The following is a 25,003-nucleotide window of genomic DNA, read 5'->3' as shown; positions in this document are numbered from 1 at the left end:
CCTGGGCACCGCCGCCGCGCTTCAGTCTAATATCAGCTGCATGAGATTTGAATCTCATGCAGCTACAGGATGCGACCGCATCCGCCGGACCTTTGCGGGGAGCGGAGCGGACTGCAAAGGGAGGAAGCCAAGCCGCCGGATGGCCGCGCCCGGCGCCTGAGGGCGGCTTAGCTAAACTCAGGAGGCCTTCTTCTGCGCCTCCAGCTCATCCAGCAGGGCCTTGCGCGACAGCTTGCCGATCATGGTTTTCGGCAGCTCGGTACGGAATTCCACCTGCTTGGGCAGCTCGATGGCCGACAGCTTGTCGCGCAGGAAGTCGCACAGCTCCGCCTGCGTCAGGGTGTGGCCCTCGGTCAGCTTGATGTAGGCCTTCACCGTCTGGCCGCGATAGGGATCGGGCACGCCCAGCACGATGCATTCGTTCACCGCCGGATGCAGGTAGATCGCCTCCTCCACGTTGCGGGGATAGACGTTGTAGCCGCCGGCCAGGATCATGTCCTTGATGCGGTCGACGATGTAGATGTAGCCGTCCTCATCCATGTAGCCGACGTCGCCGGTGTGCAGGCGGCCGTTGCGCAGGGTCTGCGCCGTCTCATCCGGGCGCTTCCAGTAGCCCTTCATGACCTGCGGGCCGCTGATGCAGACCTCACCCCGCTGGCCCTGGGCCACCGGGGTCTTGCCGTCCTCCACATCAATGATCTCGATGACGGTGCCGGGCACGGGCAGGCCGATGGAGCCCACCTTGACCTTGCCACCCACCGGGCCGTCGATGGGGTTGACGGTGGCGACGGGCGACGACTCGGACAGGCCGTAGCCCTCCACCAGCTTGCAGCCGGTGTGGCCCTCGAAGGTCTGGCAGACATCCAGCGGCAGCGGCGCGCCGCCGGAGATGCTGAAGGCCAGCGAGGACAGGTCGTACTTGGCCCGGTCCTTGTAGTTGTTGATGGCGGTGTAGATGGTGGGCACCGCCGGGAACTGGGTCGGCTTCTTCTTGTCGATGGTGTCCAGCACCTGCTCGATCTCGAACCGGGGCAGCAGGATCATCTCCGCGCCCAGGTAGATCGACAGGTTCATGACGCCCGTCATGGCGAAGACATGGAACAGGGGCAGCACGCCCAGCATGCGCTCCTGCCCCGGCCGGCCCTGGTAGAACCACAGCGCCGACTGCACCGTGTTGGCGGTCAGGTTGGCGTGGGTCAGCATGGCACCCTTGGGCACGCCGGTGGTGCCGCCGGTGTACTGCAGCACGGCCACGTCCTCGACCGCGTTGATGGTCACGGGGGCATAGCGCCCGTCGTTGGCCGTCAGGGCGCGGAAGCTGAGGTTATGGCCATCAGACGGCGGGTGGGCGATGTCCTTCCGCTTCACCAGCGGGTACAGCAGGCTTTTCGGGAAGGGCAGGATGTCGGCCATGCGGCCGGTGACGATGGTCTTGAGGCAAGTCTGGCCCAGCATCAGGACCAGCTTGTCGTAGCACTGCGGCACGTCGACCGTGATCATGATCTCCACCTCGGAGTCATTGATCTGCTTGACGAGTTCGCGCTCCGCGTACAGCGGATTGAAGTTCACCACCGTGGCGCCGGTCTTCAGGATGCCGTAGTAGCAGAAGACGGAATAGGGGGTGTTGGGCAGGAACAGGCCCACGTTGCTGCCCCGGCCGACACCCAGCGCCTGCAGCCCCTTCGCCACCCGGTCCACCATGTCGGCGCCCTGGCGATAGGTGTAGCGTTTTCCCAGGAAATCGATGAAGGGCCGGTCTGCGAAGCGCGCCGCGGAGCTGTCGAACAGGTCCGTCAGGGGCTTCACCGGTATGGGCGCGTTCCAGTCCACGCCCGTCGGATAGCTATGTTCCCAAATGTGCGCCGCACTCACGGCCGGGTCGGCCATCATACGTTTTCTCCCCAGGGGCGGCCCTCCTCTCAGGTATGGGGTGCCACCGCTCCAATTCGTGATTTGAAGCTCAGGGTGCCGACCTGGCGACGAGGGACGCATACCCGGCGGTCGTATCGGCAACCGATATGCCGGGGCATCCATCCCCGGTCTAGGGCGGTAACGTGCCTGCATCGGGGACGCTACTCAAGCGTTTCATGCAGCGGACGGGTGCGGGGGCCCGGCCGCAGGCCCGGCAGCCGGCAACCCCAAGTTGCCGCCGGTGTTTGGGCGCCGCCATGAAACCGGCCCCGGCCGGGTGCCCAAGCCCTGTGGATGAAAGGAACGAAGCCCCTGCCGCAGCGCAACATTTCCCCACACATTACAGTAGCGGTCCCCAGGAGTTTATGTTTACCATTAAGACGGGTTAAGCTGCCGCATTGGAAGAAAACCAGGGACAGTTCCGGACGCACCGGACGCACCCGGAACGGCGGTTGTTGGGAGGTGAGATCATCGGGCCGGCGCCCGTTCGGGCGAACCCGGCGCAATCGGGAAGGTACTGCCTCGTGCCACGCTTCGGATCGTATGACGCCTTCAGCCAGGAGGAGGGTCTCCCGGCCAAGGCCCAGGTTAAATGGTTCAATACCTCAAAGGGATTCGGCTTCGTCGCCCTGGAGGATGGAACGCCTGACGCCTTCCTGCACATCTCGGTGATCAGCCGCGCCGGCCTGGCCGACATCACCGAGGGAACGGAACTGCTGTGCACCATCGGCGCGGGTCCCAAGGGCCCCCAGGTGCTGCGCATCGTGGAAGTGACGGGCACCGCGGCACCGCCGGAGCGCAGCGGCGGCCCCGCCCCCCGCACCCGCGACCGGGTTCCCACCGGGTCGGAGATCGAGATCGACGGCACCGTCAAATGGTTCAAGGCCGACAAGGGCTTCGGCTTCGTCCTGGCCGACGACGGCGGCAAGGACGTCTTCGTGCACAAGAGCGTCCTGCGCCGCTGCGGCATGGACCACCTGGACGAAGGCCAGCGGGTGCAGATGCGCATCGCTGACGCGCCCAAGGGCCGTGAAGCGGTCTGGGTGGCCCTGGCCTGAGGCCGCGCCTCTCTCCCCTGCCCCGGAAAGATCACAGCCCCGGAAGCCATCGCCTCCGGGGCTGTTTCTTTACCGCAATCGCCTATGGGCCCGGCTACGGCAAGATACTAATGCTGCCGGCGGTGCCGATGGCCTGGTGGTTGGGGGAGGTCCATTCCTCCACCTGCGACGGCGCCAGGGAGTAGGTGCCGGGCAGGACGGCCCGCACCAGGTAGACCAGGCGGAATTCGCGGCGGTCGCCGGCCAGATCCACGGCGGCGACGTAGCGGTCCTCCCGCGCTTCCACATGGGTGGCGTCGCTGAGGTCGCCCACGGCGCCTGCCAGCTCGGGCGGCAGGCCGCCCCGGGCGATGCGCACCGTCTCGATGGCGAGGCCAGCGGCCACCGGGTCGCTGACCAGCACCTGGGTGGGCGCCGTGCCCTCCACCTTGCCGGACAGCACCACGGCCAGCAGATCGTTCTGGTGGATGCGCGCCAGGTCCACCGGATGCCCCTTCAGGTCCAGCAGGCGTCGTTCAATGGTATAGCCCTGGCCGTTCCCGGCGGGGGTCGCCGTGGCCGGGCCTTCCGCCAGGGGAATGCCGGCAACAGCAACCGTGCGTTGTATCGGCGCTTGGCCGCCATTGTGGACGGCCAGGGGGCGGCCGCCGATCTCCAGCCGGCGGACCAGCGGCCGGGTCTCGGCCGCCGCCTGGCCGGCCAAGCCCAGCGTCATGGAACCGGAGCGCTGCATCAGGCCACGGCTAGCCACCAGCAGCCAGGCGCGTTCCTGGCTGCTGATCAGCGCCGGCTCACGCAGCAGACCCTGCACTTCCCTGGCCTGGGCGGTCACGCGGTCCAGCGGGGCGTTCCCCTCGGCCAGCAGCGCCAGGCTGGCAGCCCGGTCCCGCAGGTCGGAACCGAAGTCGCGCATGCCCGGGAGGGTGATGCGCAGGCCATCCACGCGATTGTAAGCGTCCTGGGCCTGGGGCAGGCCCACGGCGGCCAGGGCGGCCGCGACATGGGCGCGGGCCAGGCGGGTGGGCAGCTTATCCCAGAACGTTTCATAGAAATAACGGACCGGCGTGGCGTCCACCGCCTTGGCCTTGGCAACCACGGCCAGACCATAGGCGCGGGCCGGCAGGTCCGCCGGCTCCACCCAGCTGTTGCCGATGCTGCGCACAAGCCAGTCCAGGCCCTTGCGGTAGGGCGCGTCCGGCACGGCATGCCCGGCGTCGCGCGCCCGGGTCAGAAAGTCCATGACATAGGCGGACAGCCAGGGCTCCGCCGCGCCGTCGGCCGACCATAGGGCGAAGCCGCCATCCGCCCGTTCCAGGGTCAGCAGCTTGTCGATGGCGCGGTCGATGCGTTCCCGCAAGGTGGCGTCGGTGTAGAGCCCCAACGCCTTGCCGGCGTCGCCCAGATAGAGCAATGGCAGGGCACGGCTGGCGATCTGTTCCGACGAGCCGTAAGGGTTGCGGTCCAGGGTCATCAGCAGGCCGGGCACGTCCAGCTCCGGCAGGGGGCTGAGCGCCAGGCCCGATACCGCGGTTTCCGGGCGCAGGCCTTGGGCCGACTCGGCCGAAACCTGGACGGTCGTGGCGGGGCGGATATCCACCGTCTGGTGCCGGGTGACCACGGGCAGGTTGCCCCGCACCGGCACGGCGAACTCGCGGGTCAGGACCACGCCCTCCGGCCCCTTTACCGTCATCAGCAGGCGCCCGGAGCCCACGGCCACCCCCTTCACCACGCGATTCAGGGTGACCTTGCCGCCCTTGGCCAGGCCGTGGAAGACGACGACGATCTCGCGCGGTTCCGGCCGCACCACGTCCTTGCCCTTGCGCTTCTTGGCGCCCACGCCACGGTTGGCGGTGTCGACGGGGAAGGACAGCGGGCCCTCGGCCTGCAGGGTGACGGTGTAGCTGCCGCGCGTGCCGCTGACATTGTTCAAGGTCAGGGCCAGGCGGGCCGTGTCGTCCGGCGCCAGGAAGCGGGGCAGCGCCATGTCGGCCTGCACCGGGTCACGCACCGACAGCACCCGGTCGGCGTGGCCCACCGCGCCGGCGGACCAGACGGTGGCCATCAGGCGCAGACGGCCCTGGAAGTCCGGCAGGGCCAGCGGCACCTGCACCTTGCCGTCATTGCCCACGGGCAGGATGCCGGAATAGAGCGCCACCACCGGGGCGCCGCGCGGCGGCACGGCGTCAGAGGTCGGGACCGGCGCCGGCGGCGCGGCCCCGGCGGCACCATGGGGCGCCGTCAGGCGGCCGTAGACGTCATGGATGTCCACGCCCAGCTGGCGCTGGCCGAAGAACCAGGCCTCGGGGTCGGGCGTTTTGTAGCCCGTAAGGTCCAGCACGCCCTGGTCGACGGCGGCCAGCACCAGGTGCACGCCCTGGCCCGCTGCCACGCCCGGCACCTGGATGGGAATGTGGACGGTCTGGCGTGGCTTGGCCTCCGCCGGGCCGTCCACCTTGGGCGTCAGCGTGTGGCCGGCCATGGCCACCGGCAGATAGTCCACACCCACGGCGCGGCGCGGCAGCGAGCGGCGGCCGGCCTCCACCGGGGCGAAGGCGTTGGCAATGACGTAGGCGCCGCCACCGATGTCCGCATCGACCGGGATTTCCACCAGGGCGCCCTCAGCCCCGATCTCACGAGTCAGGGTCTGGCGCACGGCGCGGTCGGCCAGGGTGATCAGCACGGTGCTGCGGTAGGGCGGGCGCACGAAGACGGCGGCCTTGCCCCCGGGCGCCAGCGGGCCCCCGCCCACGGCCCCCTTCACCGTCACCTCCACCGCGTCCGGCGTCTCACCCAACCGCGCACTGACCCAGGAACCGGCGGCGAAGCGCACGCTGCCCGCCACACCGGTGGCCGGGTCGTATACCTCCAGCCGGTAGCGGCCGGAGGACACGGGCACCTCGACACCCGCCGGCGCCTTGGCGCTGGCCGCCAGCGTGCCGCCCGTCACCTTCTGGTCGTGCACCTGGGGCTTGTAGTCCCAGCTACCGTTGGCCTCGAACCAGACGTAATCCAGGCGTTCCTCATAGAGGTCGTAGGACAATTGGCCCTTGTCCAAGGGCTTGCCGTCCGGCGACACGGCGATGACGTCGAAGGCGGCGGTCGCCCCCTCCGGCACGGCGTCGTCGTTGAAACGGGGACGGATGCCGATGGTGTAGGGGTGGCGTTCCACCGGCACCACCAGGTCGTGGCCCGTCGTGCCGCCGCCCACGTCGAACAGCGCGGCGTGGACCACAGCCTCCAGCGGGCGGGAGCCGTCCAGCTTGCCCTTCAGCGACACGGCCACGCTGGCCACGCCATTGGCGTCGGTGGCGAAGCCGGGCAGCGTCTCCTGCCGCGGGACCGCATCCTCCTGCGCCAGGCCGTAGCGATAGCCCTGGAACTGCGGGCCCTTGAGCTCGGGGAAAGGATCCGCCGCCGGACGCAGGGTCACCGACAGGGTGCCGGCCAGGTTGGCCGCCGGGGCGCCGCTGGGCGTACGGCCGGTGATGTCCAGCGTCAGCGCGCCGTCCGGTCCCACACGGGACTGGTCGGCGGTCAGGTCCAGGTTCACGCGCGGCGGCACGAAGTCGGCCACCTGGAAGCGCAAGGTGCCCACGGCCGGGCCGTCGGGGTCGGCGTGGGCGGTCACGGTCCAGGTGCCGGTGGCGGCGTTGCCCGGCAGGTCTACGGTGGCGGCGTACCCCCCCATGCCCCGGTCGGCCAAGCTGAAGCGCTCAATCTCCAGCCCGTCGGGCCGCTGCACCTTCAGGGTCAGCGGACGGCCCGCCACCGCCAGGCCGGCGGCATCACGCAGCAGGGTGGTGACGTGCACCACCTCGCCCGGGCGGTAGATGCCCCGCTCGGCGAAGACGTAGGCGTCCAGCGCCCCGGGGGAGGGCCGGCCGGCGGCACCGCGCGCGGCAAGGTCTAGGCCGGACGCAGACAGGTCCAGGAAGCTGAAGTCGCCGTCCTTGGTGCTCGCGAACAGGGCCTGCCCCTTGGCCGCACCGGAAGCCGGGTCGAAGCGGGCGGCGCCGTCGGCACCGGTCAGCACCTTGCCCAGTTCCTTGTTGTCGCGGGCGGCCACGCGCACCTCCACCCCCGCCAGCGGTGTCGCCGTGCGCAGGGAATGGACGTAGACCAGCAGGCCGTTGCTGCCCGACAGGGTGGTCAGGCCCAGGTCGGAGACGATGAACCACTGGGTGGCGCGGCCTTCCCAGCCGGCGGTCTTGGCGCCGGCATCCTCCGCCACCGCCACGTAGACGCCCGGCTTCAGCTGGCCCAGGACGGCATCGATGGGGAAAGGCGTCACCTGCGCCTGATTGCGCTTGGCGCCAACGGCCATCTCACCGCGCCACACCAGCTCCCCGTTCTTTTCCACCAGGGAGCCGACGTCCAGGTCATTCAGCGTCTGGTTCAGGCGGCCGTAATAAATCTGCTCCACCAAGGAACGGTCCTTGATGTGCAGCACCTGCAGGCGGGCGCGGTCCACGTTGATGGTGCGCAGGGGCAGGCCGTCGCGGCCGATGCGCGGCAGGATGTAGCCGCCGCTGCGGAAGGACAGCACCGGCCGGCGGTTCAGTACCTCGATCTCGCGCGACTGCGGGGCGGACAGGGTCTCCGCCCCGCCGGCCGCGGGCAGGCCGGCCTTCAGGGTCACGGTGTAGTGGTGGCCGTGCTCCAGCTTCTGGACGCACAGGGTGCGGTCGCGCACCACCACCGGCTTCTGTATGGGCGTGCCAGGGTCGGTCCCGGCGGCGGGGCCGGCGTTCTTGGCCAGCACCTCGACCTTGCCGGCGTAGGGGTCCTGCAGGCCGGCGCGCGCCTTGGCCAGGGGCCGGTTGAAGGTGAAGCAGGCCTCGGGATCGTCCCGCTCGGCGTTCACCTCCAGCCCCGTCAGGCCGAAGGGGCCCGTATCGGCCGGCGCCTGAGTCGCCCCCGCAGGGGGCGTGCCCGCGGGCACACCAGGAGGCGTGCCAAGGCCGGGCTTCGCCGGCTGGGCCGGGGCGGTCGGCGGCGGCGCCGGCGCGCGCTCTTGGGGGGAAGCTGTGGCGGCGGCGGGCAGGAAGACAGCCAAAGCGAGGGCCGCGGCGAAGCTACGCACCATGGGCAGCGGGGCCTCCACCCCGATAGATAATAACGGCAAGAAACCAGGAGGACCGGCGCCCGTATAGATGGACATCCGGCCAGTCAGGGCGCCAGAGGACGATGTTTTGGACGGTATTGCAACAGGCGCGTTGTCGGTACGGCCCGCCATTCGACCTTGCCCCGGTAGGCCAAAGGCCATAGCGGGTGGTGAAACGGGGTGAAATGGCGATAAGGCGCCCCCGCACCGCCTTTCACCCGCGGCTTATTCCCTCGGTCGAAACGCCGGGCCGGCCTTTCCTCTTGTCCTCTTGCCCCGCGTGGGCCAGCGGCTTAACGCTGGACTTCCCTTCCCCAGATCGCCGGGGCCGTCGTCCATGGCCGTTTTCAATCCGCTGCAGCCCTTCCGCCACCACCCCAGCCTGTACATCGGCCTGGCGTTCAGCGTCGCCGTGGGCCTGGCCGCGTCGCGCGCGACGGCGCCCGTCAGCGCCGTGCTGATCGGCTGGTGCGCCGGCATCATCCTCTATATCGCCCTGGTGCTGATCCATTTCGGCCGCGCCAACCTGGACAGCATCCGCGCCCGCGCCCGCGAGCTGGAATCAGGCAAGTGGGTGATCCTGCTGGTCACCAGCACGGCGGCGCTGGCGTCCCTGGCCGCCATCGTCATGGAGGTGGCGGACGCCAAGGGCACGGCCCATGCGGCGGCCAGCGCCGCCCTGGGTGGCGCCACCGTCTTCTGCTCGTGGAGCTTCGTCCATGTCATCTTCGCCCAGCACTACGCCCATTCCTATTGGCTGGAGGGCAAGGGCATCGACTTCCCCGGCTGCAAGCAGCCCGATTATTGGGAATTCCTGTACTTCGCCTTCACCATCGGCATGACGGCCCAGGTGTCGGACGTGACGACGCAAGGGCCCGCCATCCGCCGCGCCGTGCTGGCCCACAGCCTGCTGTCCTTCATCTTCAACACCGCCATCCTCGCCCTGGGCGTCAACCTGGGGGCGGGTCTGCTGGGCAACTGACCAAAAACAGACGGGCGGGCCCCCGAAGGGACCCGCCCGCATATCGCTTGAACGGCCGGCGCTTACTCGGCGCTCTTCACCACCGGATGCAGGGGGACGGCCTGGGCGGGCCCTTCCTTCGGGGTGATGAAGCGGCCGAACTTGGGCGTCAGCCACTTGTTGATGTCGTCCACGATGGTGAACACCGCCGGCACGAACACCAGGGACAGCAGGGTCGAGGTGATCAGGCCGCCGATCACGGCCGTCGCCATCGGCTGCTGGAAGGAGCTGTCGTTGCCCACGCCGATGGCGATGGGAACCATGCCCGCCACCATGGCGATGGTGGTCATGATGATGGGGCGGGCGCGCTTGGCGCCGGCGTCCAGCAGGGCCTCGCGCCGGCTCATGCCCCGGTCGCGCATCGAGACGATGGCGTATTCCACCAGCAGGATGGAGTTCTTCGTCACGATGCCCATCAGCATCAGGATGCCGATGAGGGCCGGCAGGGAGAGCGACATGTGGCCGATCAGCAGGGCCGCGAAGGCGCCGCCGAAGCTGAGCGGAAGGGCGGTCATGATGGTCAGCGGCTGGAAGAAGTTGCGGAACAGCAGGACCAGCACCGCCAGGATCAGCAGGAAGGCGGTGGCCAGCGCGATGGCGAAGCCGATCATCATGTTCTGCATCTCCTGCGTCTGCCCATAGGCGGGCTTGGAGATGCCGGGCGGCATGTGGGCCATGGAGGGAAGCTCATTGATCTTCTTCATGGCCTCGCCCACCTCGATGCCGCGCAGGTCGGCCTCGACCGCGATCTTGCGGGCCCGGTCGAAGCGTTCGATCTCCACGGCACCGGCGCCCATGCCGATGCTGGCGACGGCGCGCAGCGGCAGCAGGTCACCGGCGGAGGTGCGGACGCGCAGGTTCTCCACCACGTCCATGTCGGCGCGGTACTTGGGATCGATCTGCACCCGGATGGGCACCTGGCGGTCACCCAGGTTGAACTTGGCCACGCTGGTGTCCAGGTCGCCCAGGGTGGCGATCTTGGCCACCTGGCCGATGGCGGCCACGGACACCCCCTGCTCCGCCGCGCGGTCGAAGAAGGGACGGATCTGGATTTCAGGACGCAACAGGGCCGCGGTGGAGGTGACGTTGGCCAGGAAGGGCTGCTGCCGCATCTCGTCCAGCACCTGGTTGGAGAAGCGTTCCAACGCCGGGCCGTCGTTGCTGGTCAGCAGGACGCTGATGTCCTTGGCGCCCCAGCCGATGGACGAGTTGAAGCCGATGTGGGCACCCGGCACGCGGTTCAGTTCCGGCGTCACGGCTGCCTCGAAGTCCTGCTTGCTCATGCGCTCGGACTTGGGCTTCAGGATGGCGGTGACGGCACCGTTGCGCAGCTGGTTGTTGCGGCCGGCACGGGTCCAGACGTGCAGCACCTCGGGCCGCTTGGCCAGGATGTTGCCCACCATCTGGGTGGTGGCGTCGGTCTCGGCCAGGGTGGCGCCCGGGGGCAGGATGACCTGCACCGTGGACAGGCCGTTGTCGCTGGGCGGCACGAAGCCGGAGGGCAGCATGGCGGCCATGAACAGCGACACCGCGAAGATGCCGATGCCGGCCAGCACGGTCAGCCAGCGGTGGTTCATGCTCCACCCCAGAAGCCGGCTGTACTGCCGCATCCACCGGCCGCCCTCGTTATGGTGGTCGGGCTGCGCCGGCTTCAGCATGTAGGCGGCCATCAAGGGCGTGATCAGACGGGCCACCAGCAGCGAGAACAGCACGGCCACGGCCACGGTCACGCCGAAGGACTTGAAGTACTGGCCGACGATGCCGGACATGAAGGACACGGGCAGGAACACGACGACGATGGTCATGGTGGTGGCGACCACCGCCAGGCCGATCTCGTCCGCCGCCTCCAGGGCCGCCTGGAAGGGGCGTTTGCCCATGCGGATGTGTCGGACGATGTTCTCGATCTCCACGATCGCATCGTCGACCAGGATGCCAACCACCAGCGACAGGGCCAGCAGGGTGATGCCGTTGAGCGAGAACCCGAACCACTTCATGGCCAGGAAGGTCGGGATGGTCGACAGCGGCATGGCCACGGCCGAGATGAAGGTCGCGCGGCCGTCACGCAGGAACCACCACACCACCAGCACCGCCAGGAAGGAGCCCAGGACCAGGGCCTCCACCGAACCGGCGAAGCTCTGCTTGGTGTACTTGACGTTGTCGAAGATCAGGTTGAAGTGGACGTCGGGATACTGCTTGCTGAGCCGGTCGATTTCCTCGTCCACGCCCTTGGCGATGGTCACTTCCGAGGAGTGGGGGGCGCGGCGGATGCTGAAGCCCACCGTGGGATGGCCGTCATAGCGGGAGATGTAGCGCATCTCCGACGTGCCGTCGGTCACGGTGCCCAGGTCGCTCAGGCGGACCTTGGCGGCGGAGCCGGCGAAGGTCCCGAAGTAGACCGGGATGGTGATCTCGGTGTTGGCCAGATCCTCCACCGTCCGGGCGGAGCCCAGGGTGCGGATGGACTGTTCCTTGGTCCCGACGGCACCACGCCCGCCCGGCAGGTCGACGTTCAGCGCCCGCAGCTGGGAATTGACCTCGTCCGCCGTGATGCCCCGCGCCATCAGGCGGTTGGGATCCAGGTTGATGCGGATTTCGCGGTCCAGGCCGCCGAAGCGATCCGTCGCGCCCACGCCGGAGACATGGGTGATGGCGCGGCTGATGTCGTTATCGATCAGCCATGACAGCTCTTCCACCGACCGGGTGTCGGAGGAGACGGCGTAGGTCAGGATTTCGTCGCCCGTAACGTCCTGGCGTTCCACCTGCGGCTCATAGATGTCGGACGGCAGGTTGGCGCGGATGCGGGCCACGGCGTTGCGCACGTCGTTCACGGCGCGATCGGTGTCATAGCCGATCTTGAATTCCAGCACCGTGTTGGACAGGCCGTCGGTGATGTCGGACGACACGTGGTCCAGGCCCACAATGTTGGACACCGCATCCTCGACCAGCTTGGTCACCTGGACTTCCATCTCCGATGGCGCGGCACCCGGACGGCTGACCGTCACGGTGACCACGGGGAAATCGAGATCCGGGCTGCCGGTCACGTCCAGACTGAAATAGGCGACGATGCCGGCGATGATCAGGACGATGAACAGGACGATGGGCGGGATGGGATGGCGGATGGCGACCGCGGAGATATTGCCGCTGCTCATGATGGGGCCCCCTTTTCCCGGTTTACTGCTGCACCGGCAGCGGCTTGACCGCGCCTTCCACGGCCTTGTCGACCACGGTGACCACGTCGCCGTCCTTCAGATAGCCGGCCCCGGACAGCACCACCTTCTCGCCCGCCTTCACGCCGGACACGATGGCGATGTTGCCATCCTGCCGGGCGCCGGTGGTCACGCTGCGGGCGGTGACCTTGTTTTCCTGGTCCACCACGAACACGACCGGCCGCACCTCGCGATAGACGATGGCGGCTTCCGGCACCACCAGGCCGTCGGCCTGGCCCACGGCCACGCGGCCGGTGACGAACATGCCGGGGCGCAGGTCGGGGTTCCGTTCCAGGTCGATGCGCAGGCGGCCCAGGCGGGTCTTGTTGTCCACCGTCGGCTCCACCACGCGGATGGTGCCGACGTAGTGGTGGGACATGTTGTCGCCATCGATGGTGACGTTCACCGTCTGACCGGCCTTGGCCACCATCATGTCGTTCTCGGGCACCTCGGCCACCAGCTCCACGCGGTTCTCGCGGATCATGCGGAACAGCTCGGTCCCGCCGGCGGACAGCACCGCGCCGATGCGGGCGGTGCGGGCGGTGATGGTGCCGTCGGCAGGTGCGCGCACCTCGGACTGCTTCAGCCGGGCGATCGACAGGTCGCGGTTGGCTTCGGCCACGCCGACGCGGGCGCGCATGCTGACGGCCAGGGCCCGGCGGTTGTCCAGGTCACGCGCACTCATGGCGCCGGTGCGCACCAGGTCCTGGGCGCGGGCGTAGTTAGCGTCGGCCTCGACCACGTTGCCCTTGGCCTCGGTCAGCAACGCCTCCTTCTCGGCCAGGTCGGCGCGCAGCACGCTGTCGTTGAAGCGGGCCAGCAGCTGGCCCTTCTTCACCGTGTCGCCGATGTCGACCAGCACCTCGGCCAGGGCCAGGCCCGACGTTTCCGTGCCGATGGGCAGGTCATCGAAGGCGGCCAGCGAACCGGTGACCAGCAGGGTGCGGGTAACGGGAGCCACGACGACCGGCGCCACCGTCACCGGCAGGGCGGACACCTTGGCGGGCGCGGCGGCCGGGGCCGCCGGCTTGGCGCCCGAGCGCATGAGGACGGCGGCCGCGATGGCGCCCAGGACGACGACACCCCCGGCCAGCAACCACCAGCGGTAGCGCTTGAGCCCCGACCGGCCCCGCAGGCGGCCAGGGGCCCCCGCCGGTGCATAAGCGCCCAGGTCGGTCCGGTCGGCCGGAAGTTCAGCGGAATGGATGGTCATCGTCTTTAGCCTTTTGTCCAGCCGGCACCCAAACCGCTGCCGCGTTGGGATGTCGGGATTGGCGGTGGCACGGACGATGGAAGCAAGGGCTCGTGCGGGCACGGACCAGCGCTTTTGGGGAAACCCAAAAGGGGCGTGCCTGCCAGCGAACCCACGGCCCCCGCGACCGTGGTGGCGGACAACGCCTGATTTACAGCGGAAGATCTGACCAAAAGCCTAATCTCCGCAGGTCCGCCTGTTTCGAGGCTGAACCTACAGAGGGTTGTGTTACGGGAAAAGCCGCTCTTTGTATCGTTTTGTAACGGAGCTTTACGTGGCGTTCCGGAAGGCCTGGACCGGTACCTCCAGGGAAGTAGGCTTTCCCCCTCGCCCCCCTTTATTTTGTATGCGACCCTGGGTCCAGAGGCCAACCGCTTGACATGGGGGGTCGATCAGCCATCTACAACAGGTGTGTATCGGATAGGTTCGGACCGGTACCGAGGTCCCCTGCGCTCACACGAATTCGGGGTGCCCATCCCTACGTAGGGGATGAAAACGGTCATGGGAATGTGGACCTTTACCGGCGTATACCGGGTTCCCCCGGGCGGGCGGCTCCTCGCCCCCGGGGCTCAAGGGTGGGACGTTGATGCTCAGCGGTTCGTTGATCGCCGAACGGATGGAGGCGGAGGGGCCCGGCCAGCAGCCGGGCGGCCCGCATCACGGCCTGGCCGGCGCCCAGACGCTGGCGGCGCTGTTCCTGGCGCGCGTCGCCGCCACGCCGGCCTTGCCAGCGGTGGAAACCGGCGACGGTTTCATGCTGACCTGGGGCGACATGGGCGAATGGGCTCGCCGTGTCGCCGCCACCCTGGCCGCCCGGGGCGTGGGCCCCGGCGCCCGAATCATGCTGCGCGGCCGTGGCACTGCGGAATTATACGCCTGCCTGTTCGGCATCCTGTTGCGCCGCGCCGCCTATATTCCCATCGACGCCAGCTGGCCCGCCGCTCGGGTGGCCAGCATCGCGGAACAATCCGATAGCGTGCTGATGGTCGATGCCGCCGGCGACTTCGCCGTGCCCGGCGTCGCCTCGGTGGCGCCGGAAGACCTGATCGGCACAGCCCTGCTGGACGACCCCATCGTCTCGGCCCATGGCTTGCCGGACGCGGTGTTGCCGGCCACGCCGGCCGACACCTGCTATCTCATCTTCACCTCCGGCACGACCGGCCTGCCCAAGGGTGTCGTGCTGTCGCACGGCGCCGTCATGACCTATGTGCGCGGCGCCTCGCAGGTCTATCAGCTGGCCGAGACGGACCGGGTATGGCAGGGCTTCTCGCTGGCCTTCGACGCCTCCGTGGAAGAGGTGTGGCTGGCCGTGGCCGCGGGCGCCTGCCTGCTGCCGGCCTCGGGCCTGGTGATGCGCGACCCGCAGCTGCTGGCCAGCGAGTTGCGCTGCCGCCGCGCCACCTTCTTCTCCACCGTCCCCACCCTGCTGGGCCTGATCGATGAGGATCTGCCCGATGTCCGCCTGCTGGTGGTGGGGGGTGAGACCTGTTCCGCCGCCCTGGTCGACCGTTGGGCGCCGGGCCGGCGCATGCTGAACACCTACGGGCCCACCGAGGCCTCGGTGGTGGCGACGGCCGATGAGGCCCGCGCCGGCCAGCCGGTGACCATCGGCCGGGGACTGCCCGGCTACCGGGTGCTGGTGCTGGGCCCGGACGGCCTGCCGGTGCCGGTGGGCGAGACGGGGGAGATCCATATCGGCGGCCCGGCCCTGGCCGACGGTTACCTGAACCGGCCGGAGGAAACGGCCAAGCGCTTCAAGGTGGACGCCGCCGGACAGCGGCTCTACGCCACCGGCGACCTGGGCCGGCCCCTGATCGATGGCCGCGTCGATTTCCTGGGCCGGGTGGACAACCAGGTGAAGCTGCGCGGCTTCCGCATCGAGCTGGGCGAGATCGAGGCCATCGCCGCCGGCTGCCCCGGCGTGCAGCTGGCCGCCGCCGCCGTGCGCCCCGTGGCCGGTGTCGACAGCATCGTCATCTGGTACGTCGGCACGGCGGACCGCAACACCATCGCCGCCCACGTCGCCGCGTCCGTCCCCGCCTACATGCGCCCCAGCTTCCTGGTGAAGGTGCCGGCCATGACCCGCACCGTGGGCGGCAAGATCGACCGGCGCGAACTGCCGGAACCCACGCCCCGCGACGTGCCGGAGGACATCGGCGACCCGCCCCAGGGCGAGGCGGAGGAAGAGGTGGCCGACGCCTTCGCCCAGGCGCTGGGCCGGCCCATCCGTGCCCGCGACGCCGACTTCTTCATGGACCTGGGCGGCCATTCGCTGGCCGCGGCCTCGGCCATCTCCCGCCTGCGTCAGCGTCACCCCGGCGCCACCGTTCGCGCCCTGTACCTGAACCCCACCGTGCGGAGCCTGGCCCAGGTCCTGGCGGCGCCGCCGACGCCCAAGATCACCAGCGAGACACGGCGCGCCAGCACCCGCCGCCACCTGGCCTTCGGCCTGGCCCAGGCGCTGACCCTGCCGCTGGTGACGGCGCTGGGCGGCCTGCCCATGCTGGTCATGCTGGGCGTGCTGGTCCACCACGGCATGACCGGGCGGCTGAGTCCGCTGTCCTTCGTCATCATGGCCGGGCTGTCCATCGCCGCCCTGCCGGTATCCTTCGCCCTGTCCATCGCCGCCAAATGGCTGTTGCTGGGCCGCGTGCGCCCCGGACGTCACCGCCTGTGGGGCCTGTGGCATTGGCGTTGGTGGACGGTCAGCCATATCGAGGCCGCCCTGCCCATGTCCTGGATCGCCGGCACGCCGCTCATGCGGCTGTACGCCCGCGCCATGGGCGGGCGTATTGGCCATGGCAGCTTCCTGGGATGCCACGGCGGCATGCTGTGGGACCTGATCACCATCGGCGACCACGCCACGGTGGGCGAGGACACGCTGCTGCTGACCCACCATGTGCGCGCCGGCCATATCGAGATCGGCACCGTGGCCATCGGCTCGAACGCCACGGTGGGCGCCGCGTCCATCGTCGGCCTGGGCAGCGCGCTGGAGGCCGGGGCCGGCCTGGACGCGCGCAGCTGCCTGATCGACGGGGCCGTGGTGCCGGCGGACGCGGTGTGGGCGGGCTCTCCCGCCGCGCCGTCGTCGCGGCCGGACTGGATGGTGGGCCGGGCGGATGGGCCCTTGCGTCCCCGCGCCGGCCGCTACCTGCTGGGCCTGGCCGGGCTCAGCCTGGTGCGCTTCCTGACCCTGCTGCCCCTGGCCGTCGCCTTCGCCCTGGTGCTGGGCACCGAGCTGCCCATCGCCCGCATGGGCCCGCTGTTGGTGCTGGCCGGCGTGGTCGGCGGGGCGGTGTGCATGCCCTGGACCGCCCTGGTGCTGCTGGGCGCCCGCCGCCTGGTGCCGCCGGTGGTGGGGCGCGCCAGCGTACGCCTGGACAGCATGGTGGAATGCCACCGCTGGTTCGCCGACCGCGTGCACCGCATGGCGGTGGAGCAGCTGTACACCGTCTATGGCAGCCTGTTTTCCGCCACCTGGCTGCGCCTGCTGGGCGCCAAGATCGGTCATGCCTGCGAGGTATCGACCGTGGCCCACGTGGTGCCGGAACAGCTGGAGGTGGGCGACCGCGCCTTCCTGGCCGACGCCTCGCTGGTGGGCAGCCCCGCCATCCACGGCGGGCTGGTGCGCTTCGCGCCCACCCGGGTGGGCCATGACACCTTCGTCGGCAATTCCGCCTTCCTGCCGGCCGGCGCCGATCTGCCGGACAATTGCCTGGTGGGCGTGCTGTCCACCGCCCCCTCGGACGCCGGCCGCCAGACGGACTGGCTGGGCCTGCCGCCGGTGCGCCTGCCCCGGCGCCAGAAGGTGGAAGGCATTTCCGAGGCCTACACCGTCGCCCCCACGTCGCGCCTGATCGCCACCCGCGCCGTCATCGAGGCGCTGCGCATCCTGGTGCAGGGCGCCATCACCGGCACCGCCACCGTGGGCGCCCTGTGGCTGGCGGCCCATGCCCTGGCCGTCTCCAGCCTGTGGCTGGCCCTGCTGTGGCTGGGCCTGGGCCCGCTGGTCATCTGCATCAGCGCCGCCCTGCTGCTGGCCTGCGTGAAGTGGGGGGTGATTGGCCGCTTCCGCCCCGGCATCCATCCGCTGTGGAGCACAGCCGTCTGGCGCATCGAGTTCGTGACCTCGCTGTATGACGCCCTCGCGGGCTGGGTCCTGGGCCCCTTCCTGGGCACGCCTTTCCTGCCGCTGTACATGCGCCTGCTGGGTGCGACGGTGGGCCGCCGCGTCTATCTGGAAACGGCCTATCTGTGCGAGTTGGACATGATCCACATCGGCGACGATGCCGCCATGGGCCCGGGCGTCACCCTGCAGACCCACCTGTTCGAGGACCGGGTCATGAAGCTGGGCCCCGTCACCATCGAGGCCGGCGCCCATGTCGGCGCCGGGTCCGTGGTGTTGTACGATTCCGTGCTGGGCCGGGGTTCCGAGCTGGGCCCCCTGTCCCTGGCCATGAAGGGCGAACACCTGCCGGCCGGCAGCCGGTTCATCGGCTGCCCGGCGCAGCCTGTTTAGGTGCCCCAACCGCCGGGCGGCTTTGCCCCCGCCCGTTGGCTCCAGGAATAAAAAAGGGCGCCCTGGCGAGGGGCGCCCTTTGTCGTTTCGGTCGCGTACCGGTTAGAGGGGAATACCCTCGATGCCCTCCTGCACCGACTTGAACTGGCCCGTGGCCTGGTTCAGCAGCAGCAGGTCGGCGTCGGCCACGTCGAACAGGCAGCCGTGCAGGCGCAGGCCGCCGGCCTCCACCGCCGCCTTGATCCAGGGGAAGGTAAGCAGGTTGGCGATGGTCAGGCGGATGACCTCGCGCTCGGCATCGGCGACGTCGTTCGCCTTGCCGCGCACGCTCTTGGCGATGGACATCCAATGGCCGATGAAGTCGCCGTCGGCCTCCCCCTCCGCCATCAGGGCCTTAACACCGCCGCAGTGGGTGTGGCCCATGACGATGATGTCGCCCACGCGCAGCTGGCGCACGGCGAATTCCAGCGCGGCGCTGGTGCCGTGGAAATCGCTGTTGGGCTGGTAGGGTGGGATCAGGTTGGCGACGTTGCGGATGATGAACAGGTCGCCAGGCCCCGCCGAAAAGATCATCTGCGGGTCCACCCGGCTGTCACAGCAGGCGACCACGGCCGCGCGCGGGTTCTGCCCGACCTCGGCCAGCCATTGGAAGCGGCGGGCATATTCGGGAAGGGCGCTAGCGCGGAAATTCAGAAATCCCTCGATGAGCTTCCGCATAAAAGGTGTCTCCCGAAGTGCTGGCCCGATGTCGTTGCCGGAACATCGGAGCCGCCCCGATTGGTGGCCGTCGGCCATTGGTCTACTGGCTGATGGCGGCAAAATCCAGTCCCGTCGGCGGAACGGGCCCGCGCGCCGGCGGCTACCGGTCTTCTCCACGGCCTGGTTAACCCGGTCGGCGGGTGCCACATAAAGAGATGGCCCGGCGGACCGAAAGCCCGCAAGCTAGTCCGCCAGGAAAAGTTGCAGCCCTGAACCCGACCGCATGAACCATCGCCAAATCCTGGACGCGGCCTTGCGTAGCCAGCCCGCCCCCCGCAGCCGCTACCTGAACCTGGTCGCCGACCGGGTGGAGCGCGACGGCCGCTTCGCCGACCGCACCCACCTGCTGTACCCCGTGCTGGCGCGCGCCGCCGGGACGGTGGAACCCATGCTGGAGCCCGTGGAATTCGTCGACCTGCTGGCGGAGTTCCTGGCCCACCACGGGGCGGCCATCGGCGCCGCGCTGTACGATCGCGCCTATCTCAAAGATCCGGACCGGGCGCTGGCCGGCCCCGCCAGCCTGCTGTCGGGCTGGATATCCGCCCGCATCCTGGACGGCCTGCAATCCGGCCGCTATAGCCCGCCGGCCGACCGCACCTATCGCTTCCATTCCGACAGCGGCGATATGGACGGCGCGCTGCGCGGCTTCCCCTTCCATGAAGAGGACGCCGCCGCCGACTGAGGCTGGCGGCCAATCGCCGCGACCCGCGGCTTTCAGGGAACCGACTGGCCGGCGCCGCGGTTTCGACGTCACGGGTGGTTCCGTCCCGTCGGGGCCATATGGTCCGGGACAGGGCCGCCGGGCGCCGTCATCATGAGGCCCGTCACACCCTCTCGGGATGCCCATGCCTGACCATTCCCTGCCCCTGCCCTTCGACCCCGCCACCGCCGGCGATCGCGCCGCCGCCCTGCGCCGCTGGCGGCGCATCGCCGGCCTCTACCTCGGCACCGTCGCCTGCCTGTGGCTGGCGGCCCGGCTGGTGCCGCGTCTGCTGCCCGACTATATCGGCTGGCCTTGGCCCGGGTTCTGGAGTCTGCTGCGGGCCGTGGGGGAAGCGGGACTGGTGGGCGGGCTGGCCGACTGGTTCGCCGTCACGGCCCTGTTCCGCCATCCGCTGGGCGTCCCGGTGCCGCACACCGCCCTGGTGCCGCAGAACCGCGACCGCATTGCTGACGGCATCGCAACCTATATCGACAGCGAATTCCTCGCCCCCGACCGGCTGCGCGGCCAGGTGCAGCGCCTGAACGCCGCCGACCAGCTTGCCCGCGCCCTGGCCGATCCGGCCAACCGCGCCCAACTGGCGGACCTGGCGCTGGCCTCCCTTCCACGGCTGCTGTCGCGCGGACGGGAGGCGGCCCTGCGCGAGGCGCTGGCGCGGGCGGCGATGGAGGGTCTGCGCGCCATGGACCTGCGGCCCATGGTCGCCCGCCTGCTGCGCGACGCCATCAACAGTCCCCTGTTCGAAGCCCTGATCCAGGAGGTGTCGGATTACGGCGTGGTGCTGATCCACGGCAGCCGGCCACACATCCGCGACGCGGTCGCCACCCGGTCAAAATGGTGGATGCCGCGTACCCTGGACCGCAGCCTGGCCGACCAGGTGACGGATGCGCTGGCCGGTCACCTGTTCGACCTGCGCAGCCCCTACAGCGAGGCCGGTCACGCCCTGCGACAATGGCTGGCGGAAATCCCCGACCGCATCCTGGACGGCGACCCGCTGGGGGACCGGCTGGCGTCGGTGCTGCGCAACGCCGTGGACATCAAAACCTTGCGGCTGCTGCTGCACCACCTCATCGGCCGGTTGAAGTCGGCGGCGCTGGAGGACGCGGCCAAGCCGAACGGCGTGCTGCGCGACGCGCTGGACGCCATGTTGTTGTCGCTGGCGCAGGAGTTGGAGCAACCGGCCACCCGCGCCCGGCTGGACGCGGCGGTGGAAGGGGCCTTCCTGGCCGCCATCCCGGGCTGGCGCGTGTCGATCCGCAGCTTCATCACCGACACCTTGAAGGCGCAGGACGCCGCCGATTTCGCCCGCCGCCTGGAAGAGGGCGTGGGCAAGGATCTACAGTTCATCCGCATCAACGGCACGGTGCTGGGCGCCCTGATCGGCGCCGCCCTGTACCTGTTGGACCTTACTTTCGGCTAAGCCGCCCGTGTCGCACTTGGCCCTTTTGCGCCGCCTCGCTTTTGACAGAAGACGGGTGTAGGGGTTGACGAGCACCCGTTCCATCCCGCAGGGTCGCCCCGCCAGGGATTAACCCTATCCTTCCGTGGCAGCGGTGTCCCCATCGGGGATGGATCGCGGCGGCGGGGAGACGGTTGCCCGAAGTCGACCTTGGCCCCTTCGACGCGACGCCGGACCGGGCCATCACGTGATTGCCATCGACGAGGACCGAATGCGCGCCAAATTCTATCCCCTCATGCTGGGTGCCCTGCTGGCCGCCGGCATCGGGTCCGCCCAGGCCAAGGACAAGGACAAGGCCGACGCCACGCCGCCGGAGAAGCAGATCAGCAAGGAGCTGACGCCGCCGCTGCAGGCGGCCGGCAAGGCACTGGACGAGAAGAACTACCAAGCCGCGCTCGATGCTGCCAAACAGGCCGAGGACGCCAAGGCCGACCGTACCCCGTATGAAAACTTCTACATCAACGAGATGCGCCTGCAGGCCTATGTTGGCCTGAACGACACACCGCACATCATCGAATCGCTGGAAAAGGAACTGGCCTCGGGCCAGTTGCCGGAGGCGGACGCCGCCAAGCGCGAGAAGACCCTGGCCGGCATGTACTACCAGAACAAGGACTACGCCAAGTTCCTGGAGAAGTCGGAGGTCATGGTCCAAAAGGGCACGGTGCCGGCCGACTGGTACACCCTGCGCTGCCAGGCGTCCTGGTCGCTGAAGGACTGGGCCGCGACTGACACGAACTGCAAGCAGGCCATCGACGCTGATGAGAAGGCCGGCAAGCCGGCGCAGGAGCAGGTCTACCAGATGCTGGTGGACAGCGCCGCGCAGCGCAAGGATTACGGCAGCTACGTCGATTACATCGCCATTCTGCTGCAGCACTACCAGAAGCCGGACTACTGGGCCGACTACCTGGGCTTCCTGCCGCGCAAACTCGGCCCCGCCGCCTCCGATCGCCTGGCCCTGGACGTGTACCGCCTGAGCGCGCGCGTCGGCGCCATCAAGGGCAGCAACGAGTATCTGGAGTACGCCGACCTGGCCACCCGCGCCACCTTGCCGGGCGAAGCCAAGGCCATCCTGGAAAAGGGCCAGAGCCAGCTGGCCGGCAACCCGACCGCCAAGCAGATGCTGGCTGAGGCGACGAAGGCCGCGGCCGAAGACCAGAAGGGCATCGACAAGCAGGTTGCCGAAGTGTCCAAGGCCCCCACGGGCCTGCCGCTGGAGAAACTGGGCGAGGCCTATGCCAGCTACGGCAACTACACCAAGGCCATTGAGCTGATCCAGAAGGGCATCGACAAGGGCGGCCTGAAGAACCCCAACGACGCCAAGCTGCACCTGGCCGTCGCCTACCTGAACGCCGGCCAGAAGGACCAGGCCCAGAAGGCCTTCCAGGAATTGACCAGCGCGCCGGAAGGTGTCGGCGAACTGGCCAAGGCCTGGCTGCTGTACCTGAACCAGCCGGCTTGATGCCATCTCCCAGGCGCCCCTGACCACGCGTCTCATGCCGACAGCCAGCGACCGCTGGCTCCGCAGCGAGCACCGGAGGGCGGAGCGAGGATAGCCAAGCCGCCGGATGGCGGCGCCCGGCGCCTGAGGGAACCGCGCCAAAAGCGCAATAAAGTAAGGAACGGGGTCGGCCCAGTGCCGGCCCCGTTGCTTTTTGGCGGGAAAGCCCCGGATTCTGGCCTGGTCCGTCCGGCTGGCCTCGACGGGGCCGGGGGCGCCCGCTAAACTCCCGGCCCATCCAGCCCGGCGCCCGCTTGAAGGGGCTCACGAAAGCGGCCGGCGCCTACACGACGACGTCGATACGACGCAGATGGGGATTCCTCACATATGACGGATTTCATCCGATGACCCGGTTCGCGCGCAGCTCGATTAGGGAACTGACCCTGCGCGGCATCATCCTGGGTGCCCTGATCACCGTGGTGTTCACCGCCGCCAACGTCTACCTGGGCCTGAAGGTGGGCCTGACATTCGCCTCCTCCATCCCGGCGGCGGTCATCTCCATGGCGGTGCTGCGCCTGGCCAAGGACAGCACCATCCAGGAAAACAACTTCGTGCAGACGCTGGCCTCATCCGCCGGCACCCTGTCGTCCGTCATCTTCGTGCTGCCCGGCCTGGTCATCGTCGGCTACTGGACCGGATTCCCCTTCTGGCAGTCCGCCGGCATCTGCGCCGTGGGCGGCATCCTGGGCGTCATGTACACCGTGCCCCTGCGCCGGGCCATGGTGGTGCAGGGCAACCTGCCCTACCCCGAGGGCGTGGCCGCAGCGGAAGTGCTGAAGGTCGGGTCCCCCGACACGGCCGGCGAGGCCGGCGCGGACGAGGCCGCCAAGGGTGCGGGCCTGCGCGACGTGATCGCCGGCACCCTCGTTTCCATCGGGTTCTTCCTGATGACGGCGATGCGCTTCTTCACCGAGCAGTTCCAGGGCTTCCTGCGCATCGGCAACGCCGTCACGGGCCTGGGCACCGGTCTGTCGATGGCCCTGCTGGGCGCCGGCTACCTGGTGGGCGCCACCGTGGGCTTCGCCATGTTCGTGGGCGTGGCCATCGCCTGGTTCGGCGCCGTGCCCATCCTGACCTGGCTGCACCCGCCGGTCGACGGCATGGACCTGATCAAGTACGCCAACAGCGTCGTGTGGCGCCAGCAGGTCCGCCTGATCGGCGCCGGCGCCATTGCCGCCGCCGCCATCTGGACCCTGATCGTCCTGGCCAAGCCGATGACGGACGGCATCCGCGCCTCGCTGAACGCCATGAAGACCGTGCGCGCCGGCAACGCCCACTCCGTCCCCCGGGTGGAGCAGGACATCCCCTTCCACTACGTCATGGCCATCGCCGCCGTGCTGCTGGTGCCGCTGGCGGGCCTGTTCATCTCCTTCATCCTGGGCACGCCGCTGTCCACCCACCTGGTGGTGCTGGTCCTGGCCGGCGTCGTCTTCGCCGCCGTCATGGGCTTCATCGTCGCCGCCGCCTCGGGCTACATGGCGGGCCTGATCGGCAGTTCCAACAGCCCCATTTCCAGCATCGGCATCCTGGCGGCCATCGCCTCGTCCCTGCTGCTGGTCAGCCTGCTGGGCAAGGACGGGGTGGCCGATCCGGTCATCCGCGGCGCCGCCGTGGCGCTGGCGCTGTTCACCACCTCGGTGGTGCTGACCATCGCCACCATCGCCAACGACAACCTGCAGGACCTGAAGACCGGCCAGCTGGTGGGTGCCACGCCCTGGCGCCAGCAGGTGGCCTTGGTGCTGGGCTGCATCGTCGGCGCCGCCGTCATCCCGCCGGTGCTGAACCTGCTGCAGCACGCCTACGGCTTCGCCGGAGCGCCGCTGGACCCGGGCATGGACCCGGCCAAGACCCTGGGCGCCCCGCAGGCGACGCTGATGGCCACCCTGGCCACCGGCATCCTCAGCGGCAAGCTGGACTGGTCCATGCTGGGCATCGGCGCCGTGGTCGGCATCTGCCTGGTGGTGGTGGACGAGGTGCTGAAGGCCACCACCCGCCGCTTCCGCCTGCCGCCGCTGGCCGTGGCCCTGGGCATCTACCTGCCCATGACCGTCACCGTGCCCGTCAGCCTGGGCGCCCTGCTGGCCTATATCGTCGACCGCGTGCTGGCCCAGCGGGCCAAGGCGGCCGGTGTACCCTTCGCGAAGTTCGCCGACGTGCCTCAGCGCCGCGCCATGCTGCTGGCCTCGGGCATGATCGTGGGTGAAAGCTTGTTCGGCGTGGCCCAGGCGGCCATCATCTCGCTGACCGGCAACCAGGAACCGCTGGCGGTCATGGGCGACGGCTTCGCTGGGGCGGCCGAATGGCTGGGCGGCGCCGTCTTCCTGGTGGCCTGCCTGTGGAGCGTCCGCTGGGTGCTGGCCGAACGGAAGTAACCGGCACCCAATATCAAGTGGGGCGAAAAGCCTCATCCCGAAAGGGTTAGAAAGGGGGTCCCATTGGGGCCCCCTTTTTCTATCCATAGTTCCTACCGCTACTGGCGGACGCCGGGTTCGGAC

General features: G+C 69.2%; 12 protein-coding genes. 7 read left to right on the top strand and 5 right to left on the bottom strand.

What is annotated here, in order from left to right:
- Window positions 1-177: 177 nt before the first annotated feature.
- Window positions 178-1,890, bottom strand: coding sequence for a long-chain-fatty-acid--CoA ligase (locus P5F91_RS10045; RefSeq protein WP_145613569.1), 1,713 nt, complete (start codon window positions 1,888-1,890; stop codon window positions 178-180).
- A 545-nt stretch (window positions 1,891-2,435) separates the two neighbouring features.
- On the opposite strand from P5F91_RS10045, the gene P5F91_RS10040 reads away from it, so the two are divergent.
- Window positions 2,436-2,969 carry a cold-shock protein gene (locus P5F91_RS10040; protein ID WP_050898646.1) on the top strand — a complete coding sequence of 178 codons (534 nt, stop codon included), beginning with the start codon at window positions 2,436-2,438 and terminating at the stop codon, window positions 2,967-2,969.
- Window positions 2,970-3,063: 94 nt separating this feature from the next.
- Here the strand turns inward: P5F91_RS10040 and P5F91_RS10035 are convergent, their stop codons facing one another.
- Window positions 3,064-8,055, bottom strand: coding sequence for an alpha-2-macroglobulin family protein (locus tag P5F91_RS10035; protein ID WP_186454998.1), 4,992 nt, complete (start codon window positions 8,053-8,055; stop codon window positions 3,064-3,066).
- A 355-nt stretch (window positions 8,056-8,410) separates the two neighbouring features.
- On the opposite strand from P5F91_RS10035, the gene P5F91_RS10030 reads away from it, so the two are divergent.
- The gene (locus tag P5F91_RS10030; protein WP_145613572.1) at window positions 8,411-9,055 is read left to right on the top strand and encodes a DUF1345 domain-containing protein; all 645 of its coding nucleotides are present in this window, start codon (window positions 8,411-8,413) and stop codon (window positions 9,053-9,055) included.
- Window positions 9,056-9,117: 62 nt separating this feature from the next.
- Here P5F91_RS10030 and P5F91_RS10025 read toward each other — a convergent pair whose 3' ends face one another.
- Window positions 9,118-12,243, bottom strand: coding sequence for an efflux RND transporter permease subunit (locus P5F91_RS10025; RefSeq protein WP_246134616.1), 3,126 nt, complete (start codon window positions 12,241-12,243; stop codon window positions 9,118-9,120).
- Window positions 12,244-12,265: 22 nt separating this feature from the next.
- Window positions 12,266-13,513, bottom strand: a complete 1,248-nt coding sequence (locus P5F91_RS10020) for an efflux RND transporter periplasmic adaptor subunit (protein WP_145613573.1) — start codon at window positions 13,511-13,513, stop codon at window positions 12,266-12,268.
- 625 nt (window positions 13,514-14,138) lie between these two features.
- Here P5F91_RS10020 and P5F91_RS10015 point away from each other — a divergent pair.
- Entirely contained in the window at window positions 14,139-18,071 is a 3,933-nt protein-coding gene (locus P5F91_RS10015; protein WP_145613574.1) for a Pls/PosA family non-ribosomal peptide synthetase, read from the top strand.
- A 102-nt stretch (window positions 18,072-18,173) separates the two neighbouring features.
- On the opposite strand, the gene P5F91_RS10010 is transcribed toward P5F91_RS10015, so the two are convergent.
- Complete coding sequence (locus P5F91_RS10010; protein WP_145613575.1) at window positions 18,174-18,788, bottom strand: carbonic anhydrase; 615 nt, start codon at window positions 18,786-18,788, stop codon at window positions 18,174-18,176.
- Window positions 18,789-19,053: 265 nt separating this feature from the next.
- On the opposite strand from P5F91_RS10010, the gene P5F91_RS10005 reads away from it, so the two are divergent.
- The 4 genes from P5F91_RS10005 to P5F91_RS09990 all read left to right on the top strand — a co-directional run bounded on the left by P5F91_RS10005 (window position 19,054) and on the right by P5F91_RS09990 (window position 24,880).
- Complete coding sequence (locus P5F91_RS10005) at window positions 19,054-19,512, top strand: hypothetical protein (protein ID WP_145613576.1); 459 nt, start codon at window positions 19,054-19,056, stop codon at window positions 19,510-19,512.
- Between the two features lie 163 nt (window positions 19,513-19,675).
- Complete coding sequence (locus P5F91_RS10000; RefSeq protein ID WP_277907130.1) at window positions 19,676-20,971, top strand: DUF445 domain-containing protein; 1,296 nt, start codon at window positions 19,676-19,678, stop codon at window positions 20,969-20,971.
- Between the two features lie 250 nt (window positions 20,972-21,221).
- Window positions 21,222-22,469 carry a tetratricopeptide repeat protein gene (locus tag P5F91_RS09995; RefSeq protein ID WP_277907129.1) on the top strand — a complete coding sequence of 416 codons (1,248 nt, stop codon included), beginning with the start codon at window positions 21,222-21,224 and terminating at the stop codon, window positions 22,467-22,469.
- 383 nt (window positions 22,470-22,852) lie between these two features.
- Window positions 22,853-24,880 carry an OPT family oligopeptide transporter gene (locus P5F91_RS09990; protein WP_277907128.1) on the top strand — a complete coding sequence of 676 codons (2,028 nt, stop codon included), beginning with the start codon at window positions 22,853-22,855 and terminating at the stop codon, window positions 24,878-24,880.
- Window positions 24,881-25,003: the final 123 nt, after the last annotated feature.

Origin of the sequence: Nitrospirillum amazonense, from assembly GCF_029594735.1 — a bacterium.
GTDB lineage: Bacteria > Pseudomonadota > Alphaproteobacteria > Azospirillales > Azospirillaceae > Nitrospirillum > Nitrospirillum amazonense.
Note: the sequence above shows the minus strand (reverse complement) of the source record. Positions and strands in the feature narration are given on the sequence as shown.

Bases quoted from the DNA above. Each gene is read 5' to 3' on its own strand.
- P5F91_RS10045 (WP_145613569.1), bottom strand. From the start codon at position 1,890: ATGATGGCCGACCCGGCCGTGAGTGCGGCGCACATTTGGGAACATAGC.
- P5F91_RS10035 (WP_186454998.1), bottom strand. From the start codon at position 8,055: ATGGTGCGTAGCTTCGCCGCGGCCCTCGCTTTGGCTGTCTTCCTGCCC.
- P5F91_RS10030 (WP_145613572.1), top strand. From the start codon at position 8,411: ATGGCCGTTTTCAATCCGCTGCAGCCCTTCCGCCACCACCCCAGCCTG.
- P5F91_RS10025 (WP_246134616.1), bottom strand. From the start codon at position 12,243: ATGAGCAGCGGCAATATCTCCGCGGTCGCCATCCGCCATCCCATCCCG.
- P5F91_RS10020 (WP_145613573.1), bottom strand. From the start codon at position 13,513: ATGACCATCCATTCCGCTGAACTTCCGGCCGACCGGACCGACCTGGGC.
- P5F91_RS10015 (WP_145613574.1), top strand. From the start codon at position 14,139: ATGCTCAGCGGTTCGTTGATCGCCGAACGGATGGAGGCGGAGGGGCCC.
- P5F91_RS10010 (WP_145613575.1), bottom strand. From the start codon at position 18,788: ATGCGGAAGCTCATCGAGGGATTTCTGAATTTCCGCGCTAGCGCCCTT.
- P5F91_RS10005 (WP_145613576.1), top strand. From the start codon at position 19,054: ATGAACCATCGCCAAATCCTGGACGCGGCCTTGCGTAGCCAGCCCGCC.
- P5F91_RS10000 (WP_277907130.1), top strand. From the start codon at position 19,676: ATGCCTGACCATTCCCTGCCCCTGCCCTTCGACCCCGCCACCGCCGGC.
- P5F91_RS09995 (WP_277907129.1), top strand. From the start codon at position 21,222: ATGCGCGCCAAATTCTATCCCCTCATGCTGGGTGCCCTGCTGGCCGCC.
- P5F91_RS09990 (WP_277907128.1), top strand. From the start codon at position 22,853: ATGACCCGGTTCGCGCGCAGCTCGATTAGGGAACTGACCCTGCGCGGC.